Below are 23,142 nucleotides of genomic sequence, written 5' to 3' on the forward strand. Positions count from 1 at the left end.
AGCCCTTCAGAGTGTCGATTGTTGGAACTACTTTTTGCCCTTGCGAGCCGGTCCGAAGACCATCGTCATGTTTCGGCCGTCCTGCTTCGGACGGGACTCGACAACGCCGAGCTCCCCGATGTCCTCAGCCAGACGCTCCAGCAGGCGGTAGCCCAGCTCGGGGCGGGCCTGCTCGCGGCCGCGGAACATGATGGTGACCTTGACCTTGTTGCCCTTCTCCAGGAAGCGCTCAACATTGCCCTTCTTGGTCTGGTAGTCGTGCTCATCAATCTTGGGGCGGAACTTCTGTTCCTTGACCACGGTCTGCTGCTGGTTCTTGCGGGCCTCGCGGGCCTTCTGATCCTGCTCGTACTTGAACTTGCCGTAGTCCATGATCTTGGCCACGGGCGGCTTGGCCTTCGGGGCTACCTCAACCAGGTCGAGGTCCGCCTCGTACGCCAGCTTGCGGGCGTCGTCCGTGCGGACGATGCCCACCTGCTCGCCGGACGGGCCGACGAGGCGAACTTCAGGGACGCGGATTCGTTCATTGATCCGAGCTTCAGCGCTGATGAGAACTCCTAGAGACGTAAAGAAACAATGCGTGCCGCACTTGAACCGCAATCGGACTCATCCCACGCGAAAAACCCGCTCACCCTGACGGGTGGCGGGAGTTCGTCCATGACACACGAAAAGACACCAGTCTTTCGCGCACCGTTTGACCCGTATCCAACTCACTTTCGTGAGCGGCTTGGGGTGGGATTCACTCCTCTTGCGGCCCCCGCACCCGCATGACACGGGCGCGCTGGGCGGTGTAGGCAGCAATATACATGCTCATGCCTGCACAAACCAAATCGGCGCGCCGAGGACCCGCCTAGGCGTTCGCCAAAATGTCCTGCAGGAACTGTCCGGTGAAGGAACCGGGCACCTTTGCGACGTCCTCCGGTGTGCCCTGTGCGACCACCGTGCCGCCGCCGGAGCCGCCCTCGGGGCCCATGTCCACGATCCAGTCGGCGGACTTGATCACGTCGAGGTTGTGCTCGATGACCAGCACGGTGTTGCCCTTCTCCACCAGGCCGTTGAGCACCAGCATGAGTTTGCGGATGTCCTCGAAGTGCAGGCCGGTCGTCGGCTCGTCCAGGATGTAGATCGTGCGGCCGTTGGAGCGCTTCTGCAGCTCCGCGGCGAGCTTGACGCGCTGCGCCTCGCCGCCGGACAGCGTGGTCGCGCTCTGGCCGAGGCGAACGTAGCCCAAACCGACGTCCACAAGCGTTTGCAGGTAGCGGTGGATGGAGGTGATCGGCTCGAAGAACTCGGCGGCCTCGGAGATGGGCATCTCCAGCACCTCGGCGATGTTCTTGCCCTTGTAGCGCACCTCGAGCGTTTCGCGGTTGTAGCGCGCGCCTTCGCACACCTCGCACGGCACGTACACGTCCGGCAGGAAGTTCATCTCGATCTTGATGGTGCCGTCGCCGTGGCAGGCCTCGCAGCGCCCGCCCTTGACGTTGAAGGAGAAGCGGCCGGCCTTGTAGCCGCGCACCTTCGCCTCCTGGGTCTCGGCGAACAGGTTGCGGATCTTGTCGAACACGCCGGTGTAGGTCGCCGGGTTGGAGCGCGGTGTGCGCCCGATCGGGCTCTGGTCCACCTGCACGAGCTTGTCCAGGTACTCGAGCCCCTCGACCTTCTTCACCCGGCCGGGCACCTGGCGCGCGCCGTTGAGCTGGTTCTGCAGCGTCTTGGCCAGAATCTGGTTCACCAGCGTGGACTTGCCGGAGCCGGACACGCCGGTCACGGCCACCAGCACGCCGAGCGGGATGTTTACGCTGACGTTGTCCAGGTTGTTCTCGCGCGCGCCGATGACCTTCAGTTGCCGTTGCTTATCGACGTCCCTCCGGTGCTCCGGCACCTCGATCACCTTGCGGCCAGCCAGGTAGTCGCCCGTGATCGAGTCTTTGGCCTTGAGGATGCCCTCCGGCTTGCCCTGGTAGACCACTTCCCCGCCGTACTCGCCGGCGCGCGGGCCGATGTCGATGAGCCAGTCCGCCTCCCGGATGGTGTCCTCGTCGTGCTCCACCACGACCAGGGTGTTGCCCAGGTCGCGCAGTTTCTTCAGAGTGGTGATCAGGCGCTGGTTGTCGCGCTGATGCAGGCCGATAGACGGCTCGTCCAGCACGTAGAGCACGCCGGCCAGGCCGGAGCCGATCTGGGTGGCCAGGCGGATGCGCTGCGCCTCGCCGCCGGACAGGGTGCCGGCGGAGCGGGCGAGGGTGAGGTAGTTCAGCCCCACGTCCAACAGGAAGTGCAGGCGCGCCTGGATCTCGCGCAGCACCGCGCCGGCGATCATTTCCTCGCGGTAGCCCAGCACCAGGTTGTCCAGGTACTCGGAGGCTTCCTCGATGGACAGCTGTGTCAATCCCGCGATGGACTGCTCCCCGTGCGTGGTCGACGCCAGGCGCACAGCCAGGATCTCCGGCTTCAGGCGCGCACCGTCACACGTCGGGCACGGCACCTCGCGGGTGTACGCGAGCAGGCGTTCCTTCTGCGTTTCAGACTCAGTCTGCTCCAGCTTGCGCTCCAGGTAGCCCACGATGCCCTCGTAGGCCGCCGTGTAGGAGCGCTGGCGCCCGTAGCGGTTCTTGTAGCGCACGTTGACTTTCGTGGACGAGCCGTGGATCAGGTGCTTGCGCTGCGTCTTGGTCAGCGAGCTCAGCGGCGCGTTGGCGTCGAATTTCTCCTCTTTCGCCAGCGCCTCAATGAGTTTGGTGAAGTACTTCTTGTTCGGGCTGGAATTCCACGGCTGGAACGCATCCACCGCGGGCGCGTCCGGGTCCGGGATGACCAGGTCCACGTCGATCTCTTTGCGCACGCCCAGGCCGTCGCAGGCCGGGCAGGCGCCGAACGGCGAGTTGAAGGAGAACGCGCGCGGCTCGTACTCCTCCACGTTGAGCTTGTGGCCGTTCGGGCAGGCCATCTTCTCGGAGAAGATCTGCACGCGCTCCGGGTCGTCGGCGTCCAGGTCCACAAAGTCGAAGCCGACGAGGCCGTCTGCAAGCTTGAGCGCAGTCTCCACGGAGTCCGTCAGGCGCTGCTTCTGGCTGGCCTTGACGGTGAGGCGGTCCACCACCACGTCGATGTTGTGCTTGACCTGCTTTTCCAGCTTCGGCGGGTCCGAGAGCTGGTAGGTCTCCCCGTCCACGTTCACGCGCGAGTAGCCCTGCGAGGACAGGTCGGCGAAGAGGTCCTGGAACTCGCCTTTACGCTTGCGCACGATCGGCGCGAGCACCTGGAACTTGGTGCGCTCCTCCAGCTCGAGCACGCGGTCCACGATCTGCTGCGGGGTTTGCCGCTTAATCACCGCGTCGCACACCGGGCAGTGCGGGGTGCCTGCGCGCGAGTACAGCAGACGCAGGTAGTCGTAGATCTCCGTGATGGTGCCCACGGTGGAGCGCGGGTTGCGGTTGGTGGACTTCTGGTCGATGGACACCGCCGGGCTCAACCCGTCGATGTAGTCCACGTCCGGCTTGTCCATCTGCCCCAGGAACATGCGGGCATAGGAGGACAGCGATTCCACGTAGCGGCGCTGGCCTTCGGCGAAGATGGTGTCGAAGGCGAGCGAGGACTTGCCAGAGCCGGACAGGCCGGTAAACACTGCCATGTTGTCGCGGGGCAGCTCAATGTCCACGCCTTTGAGGTTGTGCTCGCGCGCGCCGCGCACTGTCAGCTTTTCGGCCACGTCACTCTCGCTTTCGTCGATTAGTACTCCCAAGACGCTACCAACGCGCCGATGGGATGAAACATTCCTGGCTAGCCTGGGGCACATGCTTTCACTTCGCCACGTTTCCGTTTCCGACATGGACAACAACTGCTATCTCCTCTGCAGCGAGGGGCAGGGGTTGCTTATCGACGCAGCTTCGCACGCCCCTGAACTCCTGGCCATGGCCGACGACGCCGGCGTGAAGATCACCGCGGTGCTGACCACGCACCGGCACTACGACCACACCCGGGCGCTCAAGGAAGTGCTCGAGGCCACCGGCGCGAAGCACTACGCGCCGTTCTTGGATGCCCCGGCGATCCCGGCGCTGGCCGATGTGGAGCTCAATGACGGCGACACGATCGAGTTCGCCGGCCACACGCTCCCCGTGACCATCCTGCGCGGCCACACCCCGGGCGGCGCCTGCCTGACTGCGGAGATTGACGGCACGGTCAACCTGTTCGTCGGCGACTCGCTGTTTCCCGGCGGTTTGGGCAAAACCCAGTCCGAGGGAGACTTTGTCCGCCTCTTCAACGACGTGAAGGAGAAGGTCTTCGACGTCTACCCGGACGAGGCCGTCGTTTGGCCGGGCCACGGCAAACCCACCACGCTCGGCGAGGAGCGCCCGCACCTGGACGACTGGTGGGATCGTCGCTGGTAACCGAAAAACCCACCACCGCGGTGGCGCAAAATCGCTACACTCGGCGGGAGCACATTCAGCTACAAAAAAGTAAGGATTGGGTAAAAGTATGATCCGGAAAATCGCACGCCCGATGCTGGCTTCGGTCTACGTGATCGACGGTGTCGAGACCCTGCTGAACCCGGCTGGCCACAAGGACAGCGCGGACAGCGTGTTGAAGAAGCTGCGCGCGCTCACCCCGCGCGAGTACCGCGGCTTCCTGCCGAAGAGCCCGGAGACCGCCGCGCAGATCGTCGGCGCGACCAAGGCCGGCGCTGGCGCGTCCTTCGCTATCGGCAAGTTCCCGCGCCTGTCCGCCACCCTGCTGGCCGCCACCGCGCTGCCGACCGTTGTGGGCCGCCACGCGTTCTGGGAGGCAGAGGACGACGACGAGAAGGCACGCCGCCGCACCGGCGCCCTGACGGACCTCGGCCTCGCCGGCGGTGTCCTGCTGGCCACCGTGGACAACAACGGCAAGCCGGACCTGAAGTGGCGCGCACAGCACGCTGCCCAGGCCGCGCAGAAGAACGTCAAGCAGGCGCTGCCGACCAAGTCGGAGACCGAGAAGGCTTGGGACAAGGCGTCCGACTGGTTCTCCGACGCGACCGAGCAGGTCACCGATTACGTCGACGACAACAAGGGCGACTGGAAGAAGAAGGCCAACAAGGCCAGCGACGCTGCGAACGACTGGCTGGGCGACGCAAAGAAGCAGGCGTCCAGCTTCCTCTCCGACGCAGGCGACTGGCTGGACGACGCTGCCGAGAAGGCCTCCGACAAGGCCGAGGACGCATACGGCGATATCAAGCCGTCCAAGATCCAGCAGTTCAAGGCGAAGCGCAAGGTCAACAGCGTCGTCGGCGATCTGCAGGGCCAGCTGGACGACCTGCAGCCGTCCGCCCTGGATAAGTTCAAGGCGAAGCGCAAGGTAAACAAGGCTTCCGCCAAGGCCCAGGACAAGGCGCAGAACGCGATCGACTCCCTGCAGGACGCTTGGGACAAGTTGGACACTGACCCGAACTGGATCACCAAGCTCAAGTGGAAGCGCAAGGCCAAGAAGGCCGAGAAGAAGGCGCAGAAGCTGGTGAAGAAGGCGCAGAAGAAGTTCGCGTAGCCACTCGGACTACTTAGCGGCCCCGGGGCTGGGAATATTCCCAGCCCCGGGGCCGTTTGTTGTGGGGATGCAGGAAACAGAACAGACGTACGTGGATCAGCTCTTCGCGCACCTGGATAGCGAGGTGGCGCGGGCTCAAGCGCGCCTGGAAGAGGTGCAGCGCGACGTGGACCCGGACAATCCGGACTCGGATGCCCTAGTGCGCCGCGAAACGGAGTACCACGGGCTCAACGCGAAGCTGGACGCGCTCAACGTCGCGGAGACCGGTTTGGTCTTCGGCCGCATCGACGTCGCCGACGACGACCCGGAGAACCCGGTGCCGGGGCGGCCCGATTTGGAGCGGCGCTACATCGGCCGCATGGGCATCGACGACCGGGAGGACAACTACCGCACCCTCCTGCTGGACTGGCGCGCTCCCCTCGCCCGCCCGTTCTACCTGGCAACCACGGCGCACCCGGAGGGCGTGGAAACGCGCCGGAATATCCGCATGCGCGGACGCACCGTCACGGCGGTGGACGACGAGGTGCTCTCCGGCGACGGTGCGGAGACCTCACATGCCGGTGTCGGATCCGAGGCGGCGCTGCGCCGCGCGATGAACGAGGCCCGCACCGGCCACATGCGCTCTATCGTGGAAACCATCCAACGCGAGCAGGACGAAATCATCCGCGACGCCACCCGCGGCGTCATGGTGGTCCAGGGTGGGCCGGGCACCGGCAAGACGGCGGTGGCGCTGCACCGCATCGCATACTTGCTGTACACGTGCCGCGAGCAGCTCACCCGCACCGGCGTGCTGGTGCTCGGCCCGAACGCCACGTTCCTCGAGTACATCTCCCGCGTGCTGCCGGAGCTGGGTGAAACTGGCGTGGTGCTGTCTACCGCCGACCAGCTCGTGCCTGGTTTTACCCCCACAGGCCAAGACAGCGTCGCCGCGCGCGAGGTGAAGGGCTCGGAAGAGATGGTGACCATCCTCAAGCGCGCCGTGCAGTCCTACGAGACGCTGCCGGATGCGCCTGTGCGCCTCACCTTCGATTCGGTGCCGGTAGATGCCACCCCGCAGATGGTCAAGGCCGCGCGCACGAGGGCGCGTCGTTCACGCCGCCCGCATAACCAGGCGCGCGCCTACTTCGCGGAGCACTTGACGCAGCTGCTGGCGGAGGCGCTGGCGAAGCGCATCGGCGAGGACCCGCTCGGCGGGGCGAACCTGCTCTCGGACGCGGATGTGGACCAGCTTCACGACGACCTCGCGGACGACCCCCAGGTAGAGCAACTCATCGACGCGCACTTTCCGGAGCTAGACCCCGTGGAGGTGCTGGATGCGCTGCTGACCGACAAGGACGCAATCGCCGAGGTCGCCCACGACTACGACGACTACACCCGCGACGCCCTGTACCGCGCGCCCGGCTCCCCGTTCAGCCACGCGGACACCGCGCTTGTGGACGAGCTGGCCGTGCTCATCGGCACCGTCGACCCCGAGGAGCAGCGCCGGAAGGAAGAAGAGGAATGGCGCGAGCTCGTCGCCGAAGCTGAGGGCGCGCTCGACGTGCTGTCCTCGTCCGAGTCCACGGACAACGACGACGACCAGTTCGAGGCAGAGATCCTCTCCGCAGCCGACGTCATCGACGCGGAGACGCTCGCGAGCCGCCAGCGGGAGACGGACACCCGCTCCACCGCGCAGCGCGCACGCGCGGACCAGACGTGGGCGTACGGTCACGTCATTGTCGACGAAGCGCAGGAGCTGTCCCCCATGGAGTGGCGCATGGTGTTTCGCCGCTGCCCGTCGCGGTGGATGACGCTCGTGGGCGACACTGCCCAGACGTCCTCCCCCGCCGGCGTCGACGACTGGACCAACGCGCTGGAGCCTTTTGTGGGCAACCGTTTCCGCCTGCACGAGCTGACGGTGAACTACCGCACGCCGAAGGAGATCGCGGATTATGCTGCCAAGATTTTGGCTGAGATCGACCCAGAGGCCACCGTCCCGGAGGCGATCCGCGAATCCGGCGTGCCGGTGCAGTTCGTGGAGGACTTTAGCCTCGTCGAGAAGCGCGACGGCCTAACCGCTGTCATCGACGCGGACAACGTCGGGGAGATGAAGGGCCTGGAGTTCGACAACGTCGTGGTGGTGGAGCCGAGCAAAATTAAAGAGGCCTCGCCACAGGGGTGGCAAGACCTCTACGTCGCCGTCACCCGCGCCACGCAGACGCTGACAGTGGTCGGCGATTAGTTCACAGCGTTAGTTCACCGTGTGAACGATCATGACATCGCAGTCGGACTGACGCGCAACGTCCGCCGGCACGGAGCCCAGCAGGCGGCCAGTCAGGGAGTTGATGCCGCGGTTGCCCACCACGAGCAGATCTGCCTTGTTGTCGTTGACGATGGCCATCAGCGCCTGCACCGGGGTGCCCGGGCGGGTCGCGGTCTGCACATCCGGCGCACCCGCGGCGCGAGCGTGGTCTGCAGCACCCTCGAGGTTCTCCAGCGCTTTCTGGTCGCCGAGGATGGTCACGGAATCCTGGCGGAGGGTCTTCGCGGCTTCCTCCTCGTTCTCGTAGTAGGCGGTGCCGATGACGAGGGTGGAACCGAACGCGGCTGCAATCTTCGCGGCACGCTCAACAGCGAGAAGCGAGGACTTGGAGCCGTCGGAGCCAACGACGATGGTCTTGTACGGGGTATCGGCCATGATGATCACCTTTCAAAGCGTTTGGGGCAGAGCCAGTCTACCCCCGGTTGTTTTAGTCGTGTCCCTCTGCCCGGGTATCCACGAGCATGACATCCACGGGCGCCTTCTTGGCCACGTTGCCGGGGATGTTGCCGAAGATGCGCCCGGCCATGGAGCGCATGCCCTTGTTCCCCACCACGAGCAGGTCAACGCCGTATTCGCCGACGGCTTCCACAAGCACGTTGGCGGGCTGGCCGCCCTTGGACACCAGGTTGACCTTGCCGGCCTGCTCCTCCTTGGCAATCTCGTCCGCCTTGCGCAGAATCTCGCGCGCGTTGGTGGCGGTGACGATGTCCACGCGGGACAGCTCCGCGTTGGTGGAGTTCAGCATCGAGCCGGACGCGGTGTAGTGGGCGCAGATAATGGTCAGCTCGGCACCGTAGACGCGGGCGAGGCTGGCCGCCGCGCGCACTGCGACCATGGAAGTGGCGGAGCCGTCGGTGCCGACAGCGATCGACTTGTAGGTGTGCAAAGCAGGTTCCTTTCGCTAATTGCCTGTGTCTTTAATACCACGCAGCTCCCGCTTGAGATCTGCAATCTCGTCTCTGAGTCTGCCGGCGAGCTCAAACTTCAGTTCCCCGGCGGCGTCGCGCATTTGGACCGTGAGGTCGTCGATAAGCTTTTGCACCTCGTCCGAGGCCATGGTGGACACATCGGGGCGCTCGGCGACGGCCGCATCGGAGCTCAAGCTTGCCGACGCATCCGCGTCCGCGTTCTCGTACACCTGGTCCAAAATGTCCGCGATAGCCTTGCGCAGCGGCTGCGGGTCGATGCCGTGCTCTTCGTTGTAGGCGATCTGCTTTTCGCGGCGGCGCTCGGTTTCGTCGATGGCCTCCTGCATGGATTCGGTGACCTGGTCGGCGTACATGATCACCTCGCCGGAGACGTTACGTGCGGCGCGGCCGATGGTCTGGATAAGCGACTTGGTCGAGCGCAAGAAGCCCTCCTTGTCCGCGTCCAGGATGGCAACCAGGGAGACCTCGGGAAGGTCCAGGCCCTCGCGCAGCAGGTTGATGCCCACGAGCACGTCGTACTCGCCGAGTCGCAGCTGGCGCAGCAGTTCCACGCGCTGCAGGGTGTCGATGTCCGAGTGCAGGTAGCGCACCTTGATGCCGTTATCCAGCAGGTAGTCCGTGAGGTCCTCGGCCATGCGCTTGGTAAGCGTGGTCACCAGGACGCGCTCGTCCTTGTCGGTGCGGGTGCGGATCTCGTCGATCAGGTCGTCGATCTGGCCCTTGGTGGGCTTGACGGTGACCTTCGGGTCCACCAGGCCGGTCGGGCGGATCACTTGCTCCACAAACTCGCCCTGGGCAGCCTCGAGCTCGTAGTCGCCGGGGGTGGCGGACATGTACACAGTCTGTCCGACGCGGGCCTCGAACTCGTCAAACGTCAGCGGGCGGTTGTCCACTGCGGACGGCAGGCGGAAGCCGAACTCCACCAGGTTGCGCTTGCGCGACATGTCGCCCTCGAACATGCCGCCGATCTGGGGCACGGTGACGTGGGACTCGTCGATGATGGTGAGGAAGTCCTCCGGGAAGTAGTCGATCAACGTCGCCGGCGCAGACCCCGCCGGGCGGCCGTCCATGTGCCGCGAGTAGTTCTCGATGCCGGAACAGAACCCGACCTGCTGGATCATCTCCAGGTCGTACTCGGTGCGCATGCGCAGACGCTGAGCCTCGAGCAGCTTGCCCTTATTCTCCAGCTCCTCGAGCCTGTCCGCGAGCTCCTCCTTGATGGCCTCGATGGCCTTTTCCATGCGCTCGTCCGTGGCCACGTAGTGGGTGGCCGGGAAGATGCGCACCTCGTCTTCCTGGCTGATCACGTCGCCGGTCAGCGGGTGGATGTAGTACAGCGAGTCCACCTCGTCGCCGAAGAACTCCACACGCACGGCCACCTCTTCGTAGGCCGGGATGATGTCCACGGTGTCGCCCTTGACGCGGAAGGTGCCGCGCTTGAAGTCGATGTCGTTGCGCTCGTACTGCACGTCCACCAAAAGGCGCAGGAAACGGTCGCGCTCCACTTCCTCGCCCACGCGCAGCACAATCGATCGGTCCAGGTAGGACTGCGGGGTGCCCAAGCCGTAGATGCAGGACACCGAAGACACCACGACCACGTCGCGGCGGCTCAAAAGCGCGGAGGTGGCGGAGTGGCGCAAGCGCTCCACGTCGTCGTTGATGGACGAGTCCTTCTCAATGTAGGTGTCGGTCTGCGCGATGTAGGCCTCCGGTTGGTAGTAGTCGTAGTACGACACGAAGTACTCCACCGCGTTGTTGGGCAGCAGCTGGCGCAGCTCGTTGGCCAGCTGCGCGGCCAGCGTCTTGTTCGGCGCCATGACCAGCGTGGGACGCTGCTGCTTCTCAATCAGCCACGCGGCGGTGGCGGACTTACCGGTGCCGGTCGCGCCCATGAGCACGACGTCGCGCTCGCCGCGGTTCAAACGCTCGTCCAGCTGCGCAATCGCCGTTGGCTGGTCGCCGGAGGGTTCGAACTCGGAGACGACCTCGAAGGGTTTCTCGCGCCGCTCAATCTCGCCCACAGGGCGAAACTCAGACTGCGCGAGGACGGGATGTTCAGCAGCAAAAGCCATAGCGGCCAGTGTATCGCCAAGAGCGTCGGCGAGGCATTGCTCGTCGATAAGCAATGCCGCGAGCGCCTAGGCGGCGTACTTGCGGGAGGTTTCCAGCCACTCCTGCAGCTCGCCGGCTTCCTCCCACATGGAATACAGCGCGGAACCGCCCGGGCGCATCACCGCCTGAGCGCGGCGGCGGATCCACTGCCTGTCGTCCATGGTGAACGGATAGTCGATCCTGCCCTCGAGCCCCTCCGGCAGATGGCCGTTGATCACTGCGGCGAGCGCGATCACGGATTCCGCTTCCCCCGTTCCCAGTGAGCCCAAACCGCATTCGAAGCGGAACTGGTCCATGCGGAACGTGCCGTTGACCAGCGCTGCCACGGCATCATTTGCGGAGTCGTTGTCGAACGGCCCCGTGTTCCACGTTCCCATGCACCGAAAGTTAAGGCAGCAAGGTAAATGAAACGTGTCACACCGGTAAATTTCGCCAGTACAGTTCACTAACCTTTGATTCTTTCGGCAAGCGCCGCCACCTGCGGTTCCAGCGCCTCGAGCGGTCCGTTGTTGTCGATCACGACGTCTGCCGCCGAAAGCCGCGCGGCGTCGTCGATCTGTTGCGCCATGCGCGCCCGCGCGTCGGCCTCGTCGAGCCCTCGCGTATCGACGAGCCTCCGGACCCTCTCCTCCTTGTCCACATCCACGACAACGGTGAGGTCCATGTCCTTGTGCAGCCCGAGGTCCACGAGCAACGGCATGTCGTAGATGACGGCCTGCTCCCCCGCCTCTTCCGCGGCGGCGAAGCGGCGCTCGGATTCGGCGCGGATGGCTGGATGGGTGATCGCGTTGAGGCGCTTTGTGTCCTCCGTGGTGTCGAAGGCGCGCCGCGCGAGCTCCCCCCGGTTGAGCGCACCATCATCGCCGATGAGGTCCGCACCGAACTCTGCCGCGACCTCGTCTAACACCGGTGAGCTGGGTTCCATGATTTCGCGTGCGATTTGGTCGGCGTCGACCACGGCGAAGCCGGCGCTGCCAAGCATCCGCGCCACTGTGGATTTTCCGCTGCCGATGCCGCCTGTCAGGCCCACTTTCTTCATGGGCCCGAAGATAGCAAAACGCCCCGCCCTCGACAGATTGGTCGGGGACGGGGCGCCGTCGCTAAGCAGCGTGCTTACGAGTTTTTCCTAAGCACGAGCCTGCGAGTGCTTAGTTGCCAGCGAGCTTGTCGCGCAGAGCCGCGAGCTGCTCGTCGGAGGCCAGCGAGCCGATGTTCTCCTCAGCCTGGTCAGCTGCCGGAGCTGCAGCTGCAGACTCGGAGGAGTAGTTGGCCTGATCGCCCTCCTGCTCCGCGGCCTCGGCGGCAGCGGCGCGGTGACGCTCGATCTGGGCGGTGTGGGCCTGGTGGCGACGCTCTGCCTCGGCGTAGCGTGCCTCCCATGCCTGACGAGCCTCGTCGTAGCCTTCCATCCACTCGTTGGTCTCCGGGTCGAAGCCCTCCGGGAAGATGTAGTTGCCCTGCTCGTCGTAGGAGTCGGCCATGCCGTAGCGGGACGGATCGAACTCCTCGACGTAGTCCTCGTCAGCCTGCTTGAGGGACAGGGAGATGCGGCGACGGTCCAGGTCGATGTCGATGACCTTGACCATGACCTCTTCGCCGACGTTGACAACCTGGTCCGGGACCTCCACGTGGCGCTGAGCCAGCTCGGAGATGTGGACGAGGCCCTCGATGCCCTCCTCGACGCGGACGAACGCACCGAACGGGACAAGCTTGGTGACCTTGCCCGGGACGATCTGACCCACAGCGTGGGTGCGGGCGAAGACGCGCCACGGATCCTCCTGGGTCGCCTTCAGCGACAGGGAGACACGCTCGCGGTCGAGATCGACGTCGAGCACCTCGACGGTGACCTCGTCACCCACTGCGACAACCTCGGACGGGTGGTCGATGTGCTTCCAGGACAGCTCGGAGACGTGCACCAGGCCGTCGACGCCGCCGAGATCGACGAACGCACCGAAGTTGACGATGGAGGACACGACGCCCTTGCGGACCTGGCCCTTCTGCAGCTGGTGCAGGAAGTCAGAGCGGACCGCGGACTGGGTCTCCTCCAGGTAAGCGCGGCGGGACAGGACCACGTTGTTGCGGTGCTTGTCCAGCTCAATGATCTTCGCCTCGAGCTCCTGGCCGATGTACGGATCCAGGTCGCGGACGCGACGCATCTCGACCAGGGATGCCGGCAGGAAGCCGCGCAGCCCGATGTCGAGGATGAGGCCGCCCTTGACGACCTCGATGACGGTGCCGGTAACCGGCTGGTCGTTGGCCTGCAGCTCCTCGATGGTGCCCCAAGCGCGCTCGTACTGAGCACGCTTCTTGGACAGCATCAGGCGGCCTTCCTTGTCCTCCTTGGTCAGGACAAGTGCGTCGATCTCATCGCCGACCTCGACCACGTCTTCCGGGTCGACGTCGTGCTTGATGGACAGCTCGCGGGTGAGGATGATGCCCTCGGTCTTGTAGCCGATGTCGAGCAGGACCTCGTCGTGGTCGACCTTGACCACGGTGCCGGTGACGATGTCGCCATCGTTGAAGTACTTGATGGTCGCGTCGACTGCGGCGAGGAATTCCTCAGGGCCACCGATGTCGTTGATGGCTACCTGGGGTGCGTTGGAAGTGCGCATAAGTTCTATGTGCTCCGAAAAAATAGGAGATCGTGTTTGGACAGAAGCGTCTCTCTCGGCCACGTAAACCTGCAGCTTGGGTGCTATAGGCTCGCGTGCGCCGATCTCACGCTGCGACGGCCACCTCACCCTCCTATTACGGTGGGTGCCATCGCCCGCGCGTAGACACGCCCGCACGAGTGTAGACACTTTGCCCAGCTAGAGCAAATGATTCGCAGGTGCTTTCCGACGTCCATCCGGTTGGCCCCGACCGCTAGCATAAGCGGAGTCTGATAGATACCAACGGTTTTGGGAGCAATCGTTTATGTGGAAACGCAGCCTCGCAGTCGCTGCATCATTTGTCGGCATTGTCGTCGGTGCCGGTTTCGCCTCCGGCATGGAGGCGCTGCAGTACTTTGTCGCCTACGGCACCAACGGGTTCTTCGGGGTGATACTGGCCAGTGTGACCATGCTGTTCGCCGCGACGGCGTTCATGACCTTCGGCTCGTACTTTTTGGCGCGCGAGCACAACGAGGTCTTCTACAACGTCACTTCCAAGCCCGCGGCGTTCATCATGGATTGGTCCGCGGTGGCGTGCATGTTCTCCGTCGGGTTCGTCATGTTCGCCGGCGCTGGGTCGAACCTGAAGCAGTCGTTCGGGTGGCCCATCTGGATCGGGGCCGTGGCCATGCTCGCGCTCATGCTGGTCGTCGGCCGGTTCGACGTGGACAAGGTCTCCTCCGTCATCGGCTGGGCCACCCCGCTGCTGGTGGTGTTCGTGCTGATTGGCAGCATCTACTCGTTCACCCAGGTGGACGTGAATTGGAGCGAGGTGGGCAACTACGCCCAGCAGGAGGTTGCCCGCGCCGACGGCACTCCGTACTGGTGGCTGGGCGCGCTTAACCACACCGGCTTGAACGCGTTGTGCGGCGTGTCGATGGCGTTGGTGATGGCCGGCGACGAGTTCGACACGAAGAGCACGCGGTATGGCGGGATCCTCGGCGGCGTGATCTACGCGGTCATGCTCGCGCTGCTGGTGGCGTCGCTATTGATTCAGGTGGAGTCCGTTAACGGCGCGGACATGCCGCTGCTCGCCGTGATCGACAACGTCGACCCGGTGCTCGGCTTCATCATGACCTGGGTCATCTTCCTCATGGTCTTCAACACCTGCCTAGGCATGTTCTACGCGTTGGCGAAGCGCCTGACCAGCAAGCACCCGGAGCGCTTTTACCCCACCTACGCCATCGCCTGTGTCGTCGGGTTCGGGCTCTCCTTCGCGGGTTTCCAGCCGTTGGTGAACAGCCTGTACCCGATTCTGGGCTACCTCGGCCTGTTCGTCATGGCGGTGATGACGGTGACCTACCTGCGCCACCGCGACGAGCTGAAAGACGAGGGCGAACGCCGCGCGGACGCAGTTGAGGCCGGAGACGGCCAGGAAGTCGAGGATCTCGCCGCCGAATCCAACCTGGAGGAGGACGAGTTCAAGGACGCGGTCCAAGAAGAAGTTGAGTCGTCCGAGGACGACAACAAGCGCCGGTCCCTCAACGACCTGCTCTAGCACACCGGGGGTACACATCGGGGGCGAAACACTCCGTTACGCGCAAGTGAACTGCACGTAACCCGCCACCTTAAATTGCTGGCCAGCCGTCCAACTATCCTGTGATCCAGTTAACGCAGTGTTCGATCCTGAAGTTATCCTGTGGGACCGTTGAGCGTTTCCTTACCCCTCGGTAAGGTCGCACTTGGCTTTCGGGGGACGACCTGGCCAGGGGTGAAATCTAAGCCCCAGCCCGGTCAAGGCCATCCCCGGCGGCCCCTTCCCCCCAAGGGGAGGTCCACAACTGAATACGCACTCGGAGCTGCTGGGGGAGGCTCCACGGGGGATCACGGCCGTGGGTGGGGTGCCGTGCGCGAGGCGGGTAGGAATCGATATCGTTCCTACCCGCCTTCGTGTTGGCGCCACCGCTTCCTTAGTGCGCGGCGGCGTCCCAGTTGGCGCCAGTGCCGGCGGAGACCTCCAACGGGACGAGCAGCTCGATGGCGCCGTCCATCTCCCGCTCCACAATTTCGCGCACCTCGTCCAACTCGTCCGGGGCAATCTCCACGACCAGCTCGTCGTGGACTTGGAGCAGCACGCGGGACTTTTTGCCTTCCAGCGCGGCGTCCACACGCAGCATGGCCACCTTGATGATGTCCGCGGCCGTACCCTGGATCGGCGCGTTCAATGCAGCGCGCTCGGCGTTTTCGCGCGCCACGCGGTTGTCGCTGTTGAGCTCCGGCAGGTAGCGGCGGCGGCCGAAAACGGTGGACGTGTAGCCGTCGCGACGCGCCTGCTCCACCACCTCATCCAGGTAGCGCTTCACGCCGCCGAAGCGCTCGAAGTAGCTGGCCATGATGTCCTTCGCCTCGCCGGCGGAGATGGACAGCTGGTTGGACAACCCATACGCCGACAACCCGTAGACCAGGCCGTAGGACATGGCCTTGACGCGGCGGCGCAGTTCCGGGGTGACCTGGTCGATGGGCACGTCGAACACGCGCGAGCCGACAAAGTTGTGCAGGTCCTCCCCCGCCCTGTACGCCTCGATCAGGCCCTCGTCCTGGCTCAGGTGCGCCATCACGCGCATCTCAATCTGCGAGTAGTCGGCCGTAAGCAGGCACTCGTAGCCCTCGCCCACCACGAACGCGGAGCGGATCGCGCGGCCGGCCTCTGTGCGCACCGGGATATTCTGCAGGTTCGGCTCCGCGGAGCTTAAGCGGCCTGTCGACGCCACGGTCTGGTTGAACGTGGTGTGGATGCGACCGTCCGGCTGCACCGTCTTAATCAGCCCCTCGATGGTGGACTTGAGCTTCTGGTGCTCGCGGTGCGCCAACAGGTGGTCCAAAAACGGGTGCGGGTTCTTCTCCGCCAGCGCTTCGATCTCGCCCGCGGCCGTCGAGTACCCGGTCTTGGTCTTCTTCGTCTTCGGCAGCTCGAGTTTGTCGAAGAGCACTGCGGACAGCTGCTTGGGGGAAGACAGGTTCAGCGAAGGCTCGTCCACAAGCGCACGCGCCTCCTCCTCAACCTGCTCCACTTTGAGCGTGAGCTCCTTGCGCTGGTTTTCCAGCACGTCCAGGTCCACCGCGATGCCGGTGTGCTCCATCTCCGCGAGCACGGTGACCAGCGGCAACTCCAGGTCTGCGTAGAGCTCGTAGGAATCTATCTCGCGCAGCTCCTTGGTCAGCTCCGCGGACAGCTCCAGGATCGCCGCGGCGGCGTCGACGTCCGCGGTGTCGCCGAGCAGACTCATCTGGTCCGAGCCGACGTTGAGCTGGCGCTGCAGATGGCGCTGGTAAATATCCTCCAACGCATACGTGCGCTGGCCCGGGCGCAGCAGGTACGCGGCAATCGCGGTGTCGTGCGCGATGCCGGCAAGTTCGATGCCCCGGCCGCGCAGCATGTGGTACGCCGCCTTCGCCTCGTGCATGAACTTCGGCGCGTCCGACTCCAACCACTGCTTGAGCGCAGCGTCCTCCTCGGCGCTCAAATCAGCGGCGAGCTTGGATATGCCATGCCTTTGCTTATCGACGATCGCCAGCGCCACCACATCACCCTGCCCGGGAGTAGCGTTGCCCGAGACGTAGACGGCAAGGCCGTCGGCGTGACGAGGCTTAAGCCAGGTGTCCAGCGGCTCGTCGTCGATGGTGACGTCTTCGAGTTCGACGGTTTCTTGTACGGGCGCCGCGCCGTCGGTAGGCACGGCAGCGAGGACGCGCTCGCGCAGGTTCACGCCGAACTCGAGGTCGTCGAAGCGCGCCGCAACCTGGGTGACGTCCGCCGGCTTGAGCTCCAGATCGTTCGGGGCGACCGGCAGCTCGACGTCGGTGACCATCTGCGTGAGCTCGCGGTTGAGCCGGACCTGGTCGATGCGCTCGCGGAAGTTGTTCGCGGCCACGCCCTTGAGCTCGTCGGCGTTGTCGATGAGTCCCTCGAGACTGCCGTACTGCGAGATCCACTTCGTGGCGGTCTTCTCCCCCACTTTCGGCACGCTGGGCAGGTTGTCCGACGGGTCGCCGCGCAGCGCCGCGAAGTCCGGGTACTGCGCAGGGGTGAGCCCGTACTTGTTCTCCACTTCCTCGGGCGTAAACCGGGTCATGGTGGACACTCCGCGGGTGGGATACATCAGGGTCGTTGTGCCGTCCACAAGCTGGATGTAGTCGCGGTCGCCGCTGACCAGCACAACCTCGAAGTCGCCTTCAGCGCGCGCCTGGGTGACCAGCGTGGCGACGATGTCGTCCGCTTCGAAGTTCTCCTTACTCAAGGTGGTGATGCCGAGGTCGCCCAGCACGTCCTCGATGATCGGCACCTGGCCTTTGAACTCCGGCGGCGCGGCCTCACGCTGCGCCTTGTACTCCGGGAAACGCTCCGTGCGGAAGGTCTTCCGGCCCACGTCGAAGGCGACGGCGGCGTGCGTCGGCTTCTCGTCCGCCAGGATGTTGGCGAACATGGATAAAAACCCGTAGACCGCATTCGTGTGCTGGCCACCCGACGTGGAGAAGTTCTCCGCGGGCAGCGCGTAGAAAGCGCGGAAGGCCATCGAGTGGCCGTCAATAAGCAACAGTCGCTTCGTGTTCTCGGGTGTATCGCTCACGGTTGGCCAGTCTAGCGGGCAGCCCGACATGGCCCGGCTCGCCCACTAGCGAGGTGATTTCGTGGCGGAGGCTGCACTGGGATAAACTTTCGCCCGATGCCCCAGTAGCCCAATTGGCAGAGGCAACGGATTCAAAACCCGTCCAGTGTGAGTTCGAGTCTCACCTGGGGCACGCTTTTCTCGAGGGTTTCGGAAACTTTTTCCGGAGCCCTCGCTCAAAATTAACGGGGCGACGAGTCGCCTTGGACCGCTTAGCCGAAATAATCCGGTACACCGTTTCGATCGGTGACGCACCCACCCCACTCGCGATCCAAAAATATGTTCGTCTCGGGACGTATTTTCTTCCGTGCCTGTCGCCGCCCCGGCTACCATAAAGTGCGAATTATTTGAACGCCCCGACAAACGAAACGAGGCAGCGAAACGGTGGCCGGCGCGAAGCAATTACTCGAATTGACCTGGTTCAACAAGGACAAGGCGCTCATCCCCAGCGAAGAGGGACGCTACGCATACGAGTGGGTTGACCCGAAAGACCCGCGGTACTGCGAGACTCGGGCACTCGTTGTTGACGAAGTGGTCACCGGCAAGCAGTCGCCGAAGGACGAGGACACTCGATACTCGGAGCGGGCAGACCTAGAGCCGACCGAGGACAATTTGCTGGTCCTCGGTGAGTCCGGCGACGTGCTTGAAGCTCTTGCTCACGTGCCGGAGTTGCGAGAGAAGTACCTCGGCAAGGTGAAGTGCATTTACATCGACCCTCCTTTTAACACCGCACAAACCTTCGCCAATTACGAGGACAACCTCGAACACTCTGTCTGGCTCACCATGATGCGTGACCGTCTGGTTCACCTACGCAAGCTTCTTAGCGATGACGGGTCGATTTGGGTCCACCTCGATGACGTGGAAAACCACCGGATGCGGGTGCTTATGGACGAAGTGTTTGGAAGTGGAAACTTTGTGGCAGAGGTGGTTTGGGAAAAGACCTACTCGCCCAGAAACGATTCGAAGGGCATTCCCGCAGTCACTGACACCATCCTGGTTTATTCCAAGTCGGGTGGGTTTTTTCCGAACCGTTTGCCGCGGACGGAGGAGATGGACGCCCGATATAAGAACCCGGACAATGATACCCGAGGGGCATGGAAGAACGCGGACTCATCGGCTCCGGGTGCGGTAACCCATCTCGGAATGATTTACGGCATCCAGCACCCCATCACAGGCGAAATGACCTACCCCTCCACAGGTCGATGCTGGCCATTCTCGCAAGAGAAAATGCTTGAAATCTTCTCTGGTTGGGGTCCCTACGAACGCGGAGAAATCACTGACAAAGAACTCGAAAATCAGCAACGCGTCGCAGGTTCTAGCGTCGAGGCGAGAACCGACGTCCCACCACTAGTTATGCGAGATTGGAGCAGAAACAAAGTTCATGCTCAGAAACGTTACGAGGAGGGGAACTGGCCCCAGTTTTACCCAACCAGAGGTGGTACTGGTGGGTTTGGCCGGAAGACCTACCTAACCGACGTAGACTCAGGACGGCTTGCTACGAACTTACTGCCCTACAGTGAAGTCGGGCATACAGACACCGCGGCTAAGGAAATTCGAGCACTCTTCCCGGGAACTTCGGCGTTCTCCACCCCCAAACCAGAGCGGCTCCTAGAGCGCATCATCCACATCGCAACCGATCCCGGAGACGTCGTCCTCGACGTGTTCGCCGGTTCGGGAACCACCGCTGCGGTAGCCCAGAAGATGGGTCGCCGCTGGGTGACATGCGAACTCGTGGAGGACACCTTCAACCGCTTCACTCGCCCCCGCCTTGAGAAGGTCATCAATAACGAAGACCAGGGCGGAATCAGCATTCAGAAGCCAGAGCGCGTCGACGCGACCGAGGAAGGCCTTCCCGACGGTCTTTCGCCAGAAGACGCCCAGAAGTTCAACAGTGCTCTTAACAAGGTGCTCGCAGCGAATCCCGAATTGAAAACCGAATCGGTAGTCAAGGCGCTCAAAACTGCAACGAAGACTAAAAACCAGAAAGGCGTCGTCAACTGGCGCGGCGGTGGCGGTTTTGCTGTCGCCCACCTTGCACCGCAGTGTTTCGACTACGTCCCCGAATTGGGTCTCGTCACGCTTACCGAAGCGGCAACCGGTGCGGCGCTCGTCAACTCTGTCGCAGCGAACCTCAACTTCTCGCTCACCCCGGACAACCGTCATTTCAACGGCAAACGAGGCTCGATGTTTCTCAAAGTAGTCGAAGGCCGACTCGATCAAGACAAGGCCGAAGATCTTCTCGCCCATCTGAATGAGGGCGAAGGTGTCACGCTCGCCGCAACGGAGCTCGAACCGGGAATCAGGCAGTTCGCGAGGACAACGGGCAAGCCGTGCCAGATTGTCCACATTCCGAACGACATCTTCACCTACTCGGCAACGGCAACGCAGGAGGGCAAGTAGACATGGCACTTCCAATCGCACTTGACCAAGGACTCATCGACAGCATTGCGACAGAGTTCCAGCTACGAGACCCCAATAAGCGTGCGCTGCGCAAGCTCATCTACCACCTCAGGGGCGACTTTAACCCGCTAGAGCCGATGGTCTTGCACATGGCCACAGGTGCGGGCAAGACCTACCTCATGGCCGCGCTCATTGAGTACCTCTCGCGCTTCGGGGTGAAAAACGTCATGGTGGTCGTCCCACCCTCGACGGTATTGGAAAACAAGACTGTCCAAAACTTCACCCAGGGGTCGCGTCGCTACGTTGACGGCTTCTCCTCTGCTCCCCAGGTGGTTTCGCCTGGCAATTACGGCGCGTGGCGTGCCGGCCAGTCTGAGCTTTTCCGCAATGCCGCAGACGGTCCGATGGTCTACGTCTTTAACGTGTCGCAACTTATCGAGCCGAAAATCGCAAACGCAGGCGCAGACACCAAAGACGGTATGCGCCGCAAGATTCGCGACCACCAGGAAGAGTCCGGCTCGCTCTACGATTACCTGGTCAACCTCGACGACCTCGTGGTTATCGCAGACGAGTCTCACCTGTTTGGCACCTCGGCTAAGGCGTTTAACCAGGCGCTGAAGGATCTCCGTCCCGCTGCCACGATTGGGCTTACCGCTTCGGCATCCGATACGGACCACGTCATCTTCCACTACCCGCTGTATAGCGCGATTGAAGACGGCTACGTGAAGTCGCCGATGCTGATCTACCGCGAGAACGGCTACCCCAAGGACTCAGCCGAGGAAAGGCAACTGCTCGACGCGGTCTCACTGTTGCGGAACAAAGAGGCTGCCTACGAGGCGTACGGCCAAGCGAACTTCCCCGGAGAAGCAGGCGAGAAAAAGCGGACGAAGCCTCTGCTGTTCGTCGTTTGCGAAAGCGTCGCGCATGCCGGAGAAGTCACCAAGATCCTCCAGGGGCCAGGCTATTTCGGCGACCCTGACGCGGTGCTCCAGTTCGACAACAAACACAATGACGCGGTCACGCTGCGCCGATTAGACGAACTCGATAGCCCTGCCTCGACGGTGCGAGCCATTGTTTCCGTTGACCGTCTCAAAGAAGGCTGGGACACCAAACGAGTCGCGGTGATGTGTGCGCTGCGCGCTATGTCGTCGGACATTCTCACCCAGCAGACCATGGGCCGCGGCCTGCGCCTTCCCTTCGGGGCGCGTACTGGCGTAGCCGAGCTGGACCAACTCGACATTTTGAGCCACAAGTCGTTCAAGTCCCTCCTCAAGGACGAGGACGTGCTCCGTTCTTTCGGTCTCGGAGATGCCGCCCAGGGCGCTATCTCCGGCATGGACGTTGAAGAAAGCTTCCGCCAGGGCGAAGGACAGGTACAGCCAAACCCGAACGGTCTTTCATCCGAGGCTGAAACGAGTTCGGGCTCAGGCTCAACCGCGTGGCCTGACACTCCGACAGCCGAAGCGACGGACGGCCCGAGCGACATCGGCACCAAGACCGGCGAAACTACCCAGGTCACTGGTGGTAATGCCGGAGGGGTCTCATTCCGACGAGTCGGTGACAACGAGACCATGCAGCGCGCCGGCTACATCCCGGCAACGGAAATCAGGGTCAACGAACACTTCGCAGGAAAGACCTTCCTGTTTCCGTCCACGGTCATGGCGAAATCAACCACGCCGTTCCTTCTCACCCACATCGACGAGGAGAACATTATCCGGGCAGCCCGCCGCGTCGCCGACTCCAAAGAAGCACTCACGCGCGAAGAAATCGTGGTGCGAAAGTCCAAGCTCGACACGAAACGCACCACCGACGCGGAAGTCGAATCGGCTCCCGTAGCGGAAGACGCCGTCATTGGCGAACTTACCCGCCGAGTATTCGGTCTTGGGGTTGTTACCCAGGACAAAAAGAACGCGATCACACTTGTGCAATACGTCCTTCCGACCTTCATGGCGAACGCCGGTATCGACCACTGGACGGAGAAAGCGAAGCAGTCCGCAGTAGACGAGCTCGTCGCACTTGTAAACGACAAGGCACGACAGCACGCCAGCAGCCTGCAAACCGAAACGACCATCGTTCCGGTCGAACTGCCAATTGACGAGGTCGTGACCTTGCCGTTTGGCAAAGAGGTGCTCCAGCAACTCTCTAAAGACCAGCAGGCGAAGTTCAAGCCCCGCGAGTTCTACGACGGCTGGAACCGCGGACTGTTCCCCGCAGCGAGTTTCGACTCGTGGGGCGGAGAGTACCTGCTCGCGCTGCTACTGAACTACACCTCGGACATCGTATGGTGGAAACGCCTTTACTCCACTGACGGTGCGTCGATCATGTACACCACTCGAGACACCTACTACCCCGACTTCGTCGCCCAGGACTCCGACGGCACGATGTGGATTATCGAGGGCAAGTCCGACAAGGGCCGAGACGACGAAACGGTACAAGCGAAACGAGCCGCGGCCCGAGTGCTCGTCCGGGAACTGCTCGGCGAAGAGGACTTCGTCGGTCAGAAGTGGGGCTACGTCATTGCCTACGAGTCCGATATTCGAGCGTCTGAGTCGTGGGAAGACCTGAAGCGGAAGTCGAATCCCGGGGCGTGAGACAGCGCGGGGTTCGGGTCGGTAACTGGGTGA

Annotated in this window: 15 protein-coding genes and 1 tRNA gene; 7 read left to right on the forward strand and 9 right to left on the reverse strand. The window is 63.2% G+C overall.

All coding sequences use genetic code 11. From position 1 onward, the window contains the following. Nucleotides 1–27 precede the first annotated feature (27 nt). Together infC and uvrA are read right to left on the reverse strand one after the other, a co-directional pair. Nucleotides 28–600 carry a translation initiation factor IF-3 gene (gene infC, locus ACF3NP_RS04495; RefSeq protein ID WP_239357276.1) on the reverse strand — a complete coding sequence of 191 codons (573 nt, stop codon included), beginning with the start codon at nt 598–600 and terminating at the stop codon, nt 28–30. A 250-nt stretch (nt 601–850) separates the two neighbouring features. After that, nucleotides 851–3,709 (reverse strand): excinuclease ABC subunit UvrA, encoded by a 2,859-nt coding sequence (uvrA, locus tag ACF3NP_RS04500; protein ID WP_392399001.1) that lies wholly within the window; start codon nt 3,707–3,709, stop codon nt 851–853. Between the two features lie 85 nt (nt 3,710–3,794). Between uvrA and ACF3NP_RS04505 the strand changes: the two genes are divergently transcribed. From ACF3NP_RS04505 to ACF3NP_RS04515, 3 genes are all read left to right on the forward strand, one after another. Continuing rightward, on the forward strand, nt 3,795–4,388 hold the full coding sequence (locus ACF3NP_RS04505) for an MBL fold metallo-hydrolase (RefSeq protein WP_392399002.1): 594 nt from the start codon (nt 3,795–3,797) through the stop codon (nt 4,386–4,388). Nucleotides 4,389–4,476: 88 nt separating this feature from the next. Further along, the gene (locus ACF3NP_RS04510) at nt 4,477–5,517 is read left to right on the forward strand and encodes a DoxX family protein (RefSeq protein WP_239357269.1); all 1,041 of its coding nucleotides are present in this window, start codon (nt 4,477–4,479) and stop codon (nt 5,515–5,517) included. A 67-nt stretch (nt 5,518–5,584) separates the two neighbouring features. After that, nucleotides 5,585–7,738 (forward strand): HelD family protein, encoded by a 2,154-nt coding sequence (locus ACF3NP_RS04515; protein WP_392399003.1) that lies wholly within the window; start codon nt 5,585–5,587, stop codon nt 7,736–7,738. A 9-nt stretch (nt 7,739–7,747) separates the two neighbouring features. On the opposite strand, the gene ACF3NP_RS04520 is transcribed toward ACF3NP_RS04515, so the two are convergent. The 6 genes from ACF3NP_RS04520 to rpsA all read right to left on the reverse strand — a co-directional run bounded on the left by ACF3NP_RS04520 (nt 7,748) and on the right by rpsA (nt 13,472). Further along, nucleotides 7,748–8,194, reverse strand: a complete 447-nt coding sequence (locus ACF3NP_RS04520) for a universal stress protein (protein WP_194990092.1) — start codon at nt 8,192–8,194, stop codon at nt 7,748–7,750. A gap of 52 nt (nt 8,195–8,246) precedes the next feature. Next, on the reverse strand, nt 8,247–8,705 hold the full coding sequence (locus tag ACF3NP_RS04525) for a universal stress protein (RefSeq protein ID WP_181888348.1): 459 nt from the start codon (nt 8,703–8,705) through the stop codon (nt 8,247–8,249). A gap of 15 nt (nt 8,706–8,720) precedes the next feature. Next, complete coding sequence (gene uvrB, locus ACF3NP_RS04530; protein ID WP_311390483.1) at nt 8,721–10,820, reverse strand: excinuclease ABC subunit UvrB; 2,100 nt, start codon at nt 10,818–10,820, stop codon at nt 8,721–8,723. Nucleotides 10,821–10,886: 66 nt separating this feature from the next. Continuing rightward, nucleotides 10,887–11,237: a DUF4259 domain-containing protein gene (locus ACF3NP_RS04535; protein WP_269511731.1), complete on the reverse strand. Its 351-nt coding sequence runs from the start codon at nt 11,235–11,237 to the stop codon at nt 10,887–10,889. A 68-nt stretch (nt 11,238–11,305) separates the two neighbouring features. Beyond that, nucleotides 11,306–11,899 (reverse strand): dephospho-CoA kinase, encoded by a 594-nt coding sequence (gene coaE / locus ACF3NP_RS04540; protein ID WP_392399004.1) that lies wholly within the window; start codon nt 11,897–11,899, stop codon nt 11,306–11,308. Between the two features lie 109 nt (nt 11,900–12,008). Next, entirely contained in the window at nt 12,009–13,472 is a 1,464-nt protein-coding gene (gene rpsA, locus ACF3NP_RS04545) for a 30S ribosomal protein S1 (protein WP_181888344.1), read from the reverse strand. A 304-nt stretch (nt 13,473–13,776) separates the two neighbouring features. Here rpsA and ACF3NP_RS04550 point away from each other — a divergent pair, with 304 nt between their 5' ends. Next, nucleotides 13,777–15,009 carry a YkvI family membrane protein gene (locus ACF3NP_RS04550; RefSeq protein WP_239357264.1) on the forward strand — a complete coding sequence of 411 codons (1,233 nt, stop codon included), beginning with the start codon at nt 13,777–13,779 and terminating at the stop codon, nt 15,007–15,009. A 412-nt stretch (nt 15,010–15,421) separates the two neighbouring features. Here ACF3NP_RS04550 and polA read toward each other — a convergent pair whose 3' ends face one another. Continuing rightward, the gene (gene polA / locus ACF3NP_RS04555; RefSeq protein ID WP_392399131.1) at nt 15,422–18,025 is read right to left on the reverse strand and encodes a DNA polymerase I; all 2,604 of its coding nucleotides are present in this window, start codon (nt 18,023–18,025) and stop codon (nt 15,422–15,424) included. A gap of 152 nt (nt 18,026–18,177) precedes the next feature. Between polA and ACF3NP_RS04560 the strand changes: the two genes are divergently transcribed. From ACF3NP_RS04560 to ACF3NP_RS04570, 3 genes are all read left to right on the forward strand, one after another. Continuing rightward, a tRNA-Leu gene (locus ACF3NP_RS04560) sits at nt 18,178–18,251 on the forward strand. A gap of 251 nt (nt 18,252–18,502) precedes the next feature. Continuing rightward, on the forward strand, nt 18,503–20,518 hold the full coding sequence (locus ACF3NP_RS04565; RefSeq protein WP_181888341.1) for a DNA methyltransferase: 2,016 nt from the start codon (nt 18,503–18,505) through the stop codon (nt 20,516–20,518). 2 nt (nt 20,519–20,520) lie between these two features. Further along, nucleotides 20,521–23,109 carry a DEAD/DEAH box helicase gene (locus ACF3NP_RS04570; protein WP_392399005.1) on the forward strand — a complete coding sequence of 863 codons (2,589 nt, stop codon included), beginning with the start codon at nt 20,521–20,523 and terminating at the stop codon, nt 23,107–23,109. Nucleotides 23,110–23,142 lie beyond the last annotated feature (33 nt).

Source organism: Corynebacterium lehmanniae (assembly GCF_043161975.1).
Classification (GTDB): domain Bacteria; phylum Actinomycetota; class Actinomycetes; order Mycobacteriales; family Mycobacteriaceae; genus Corynebacterium; species Corynebacterium lehmanniae.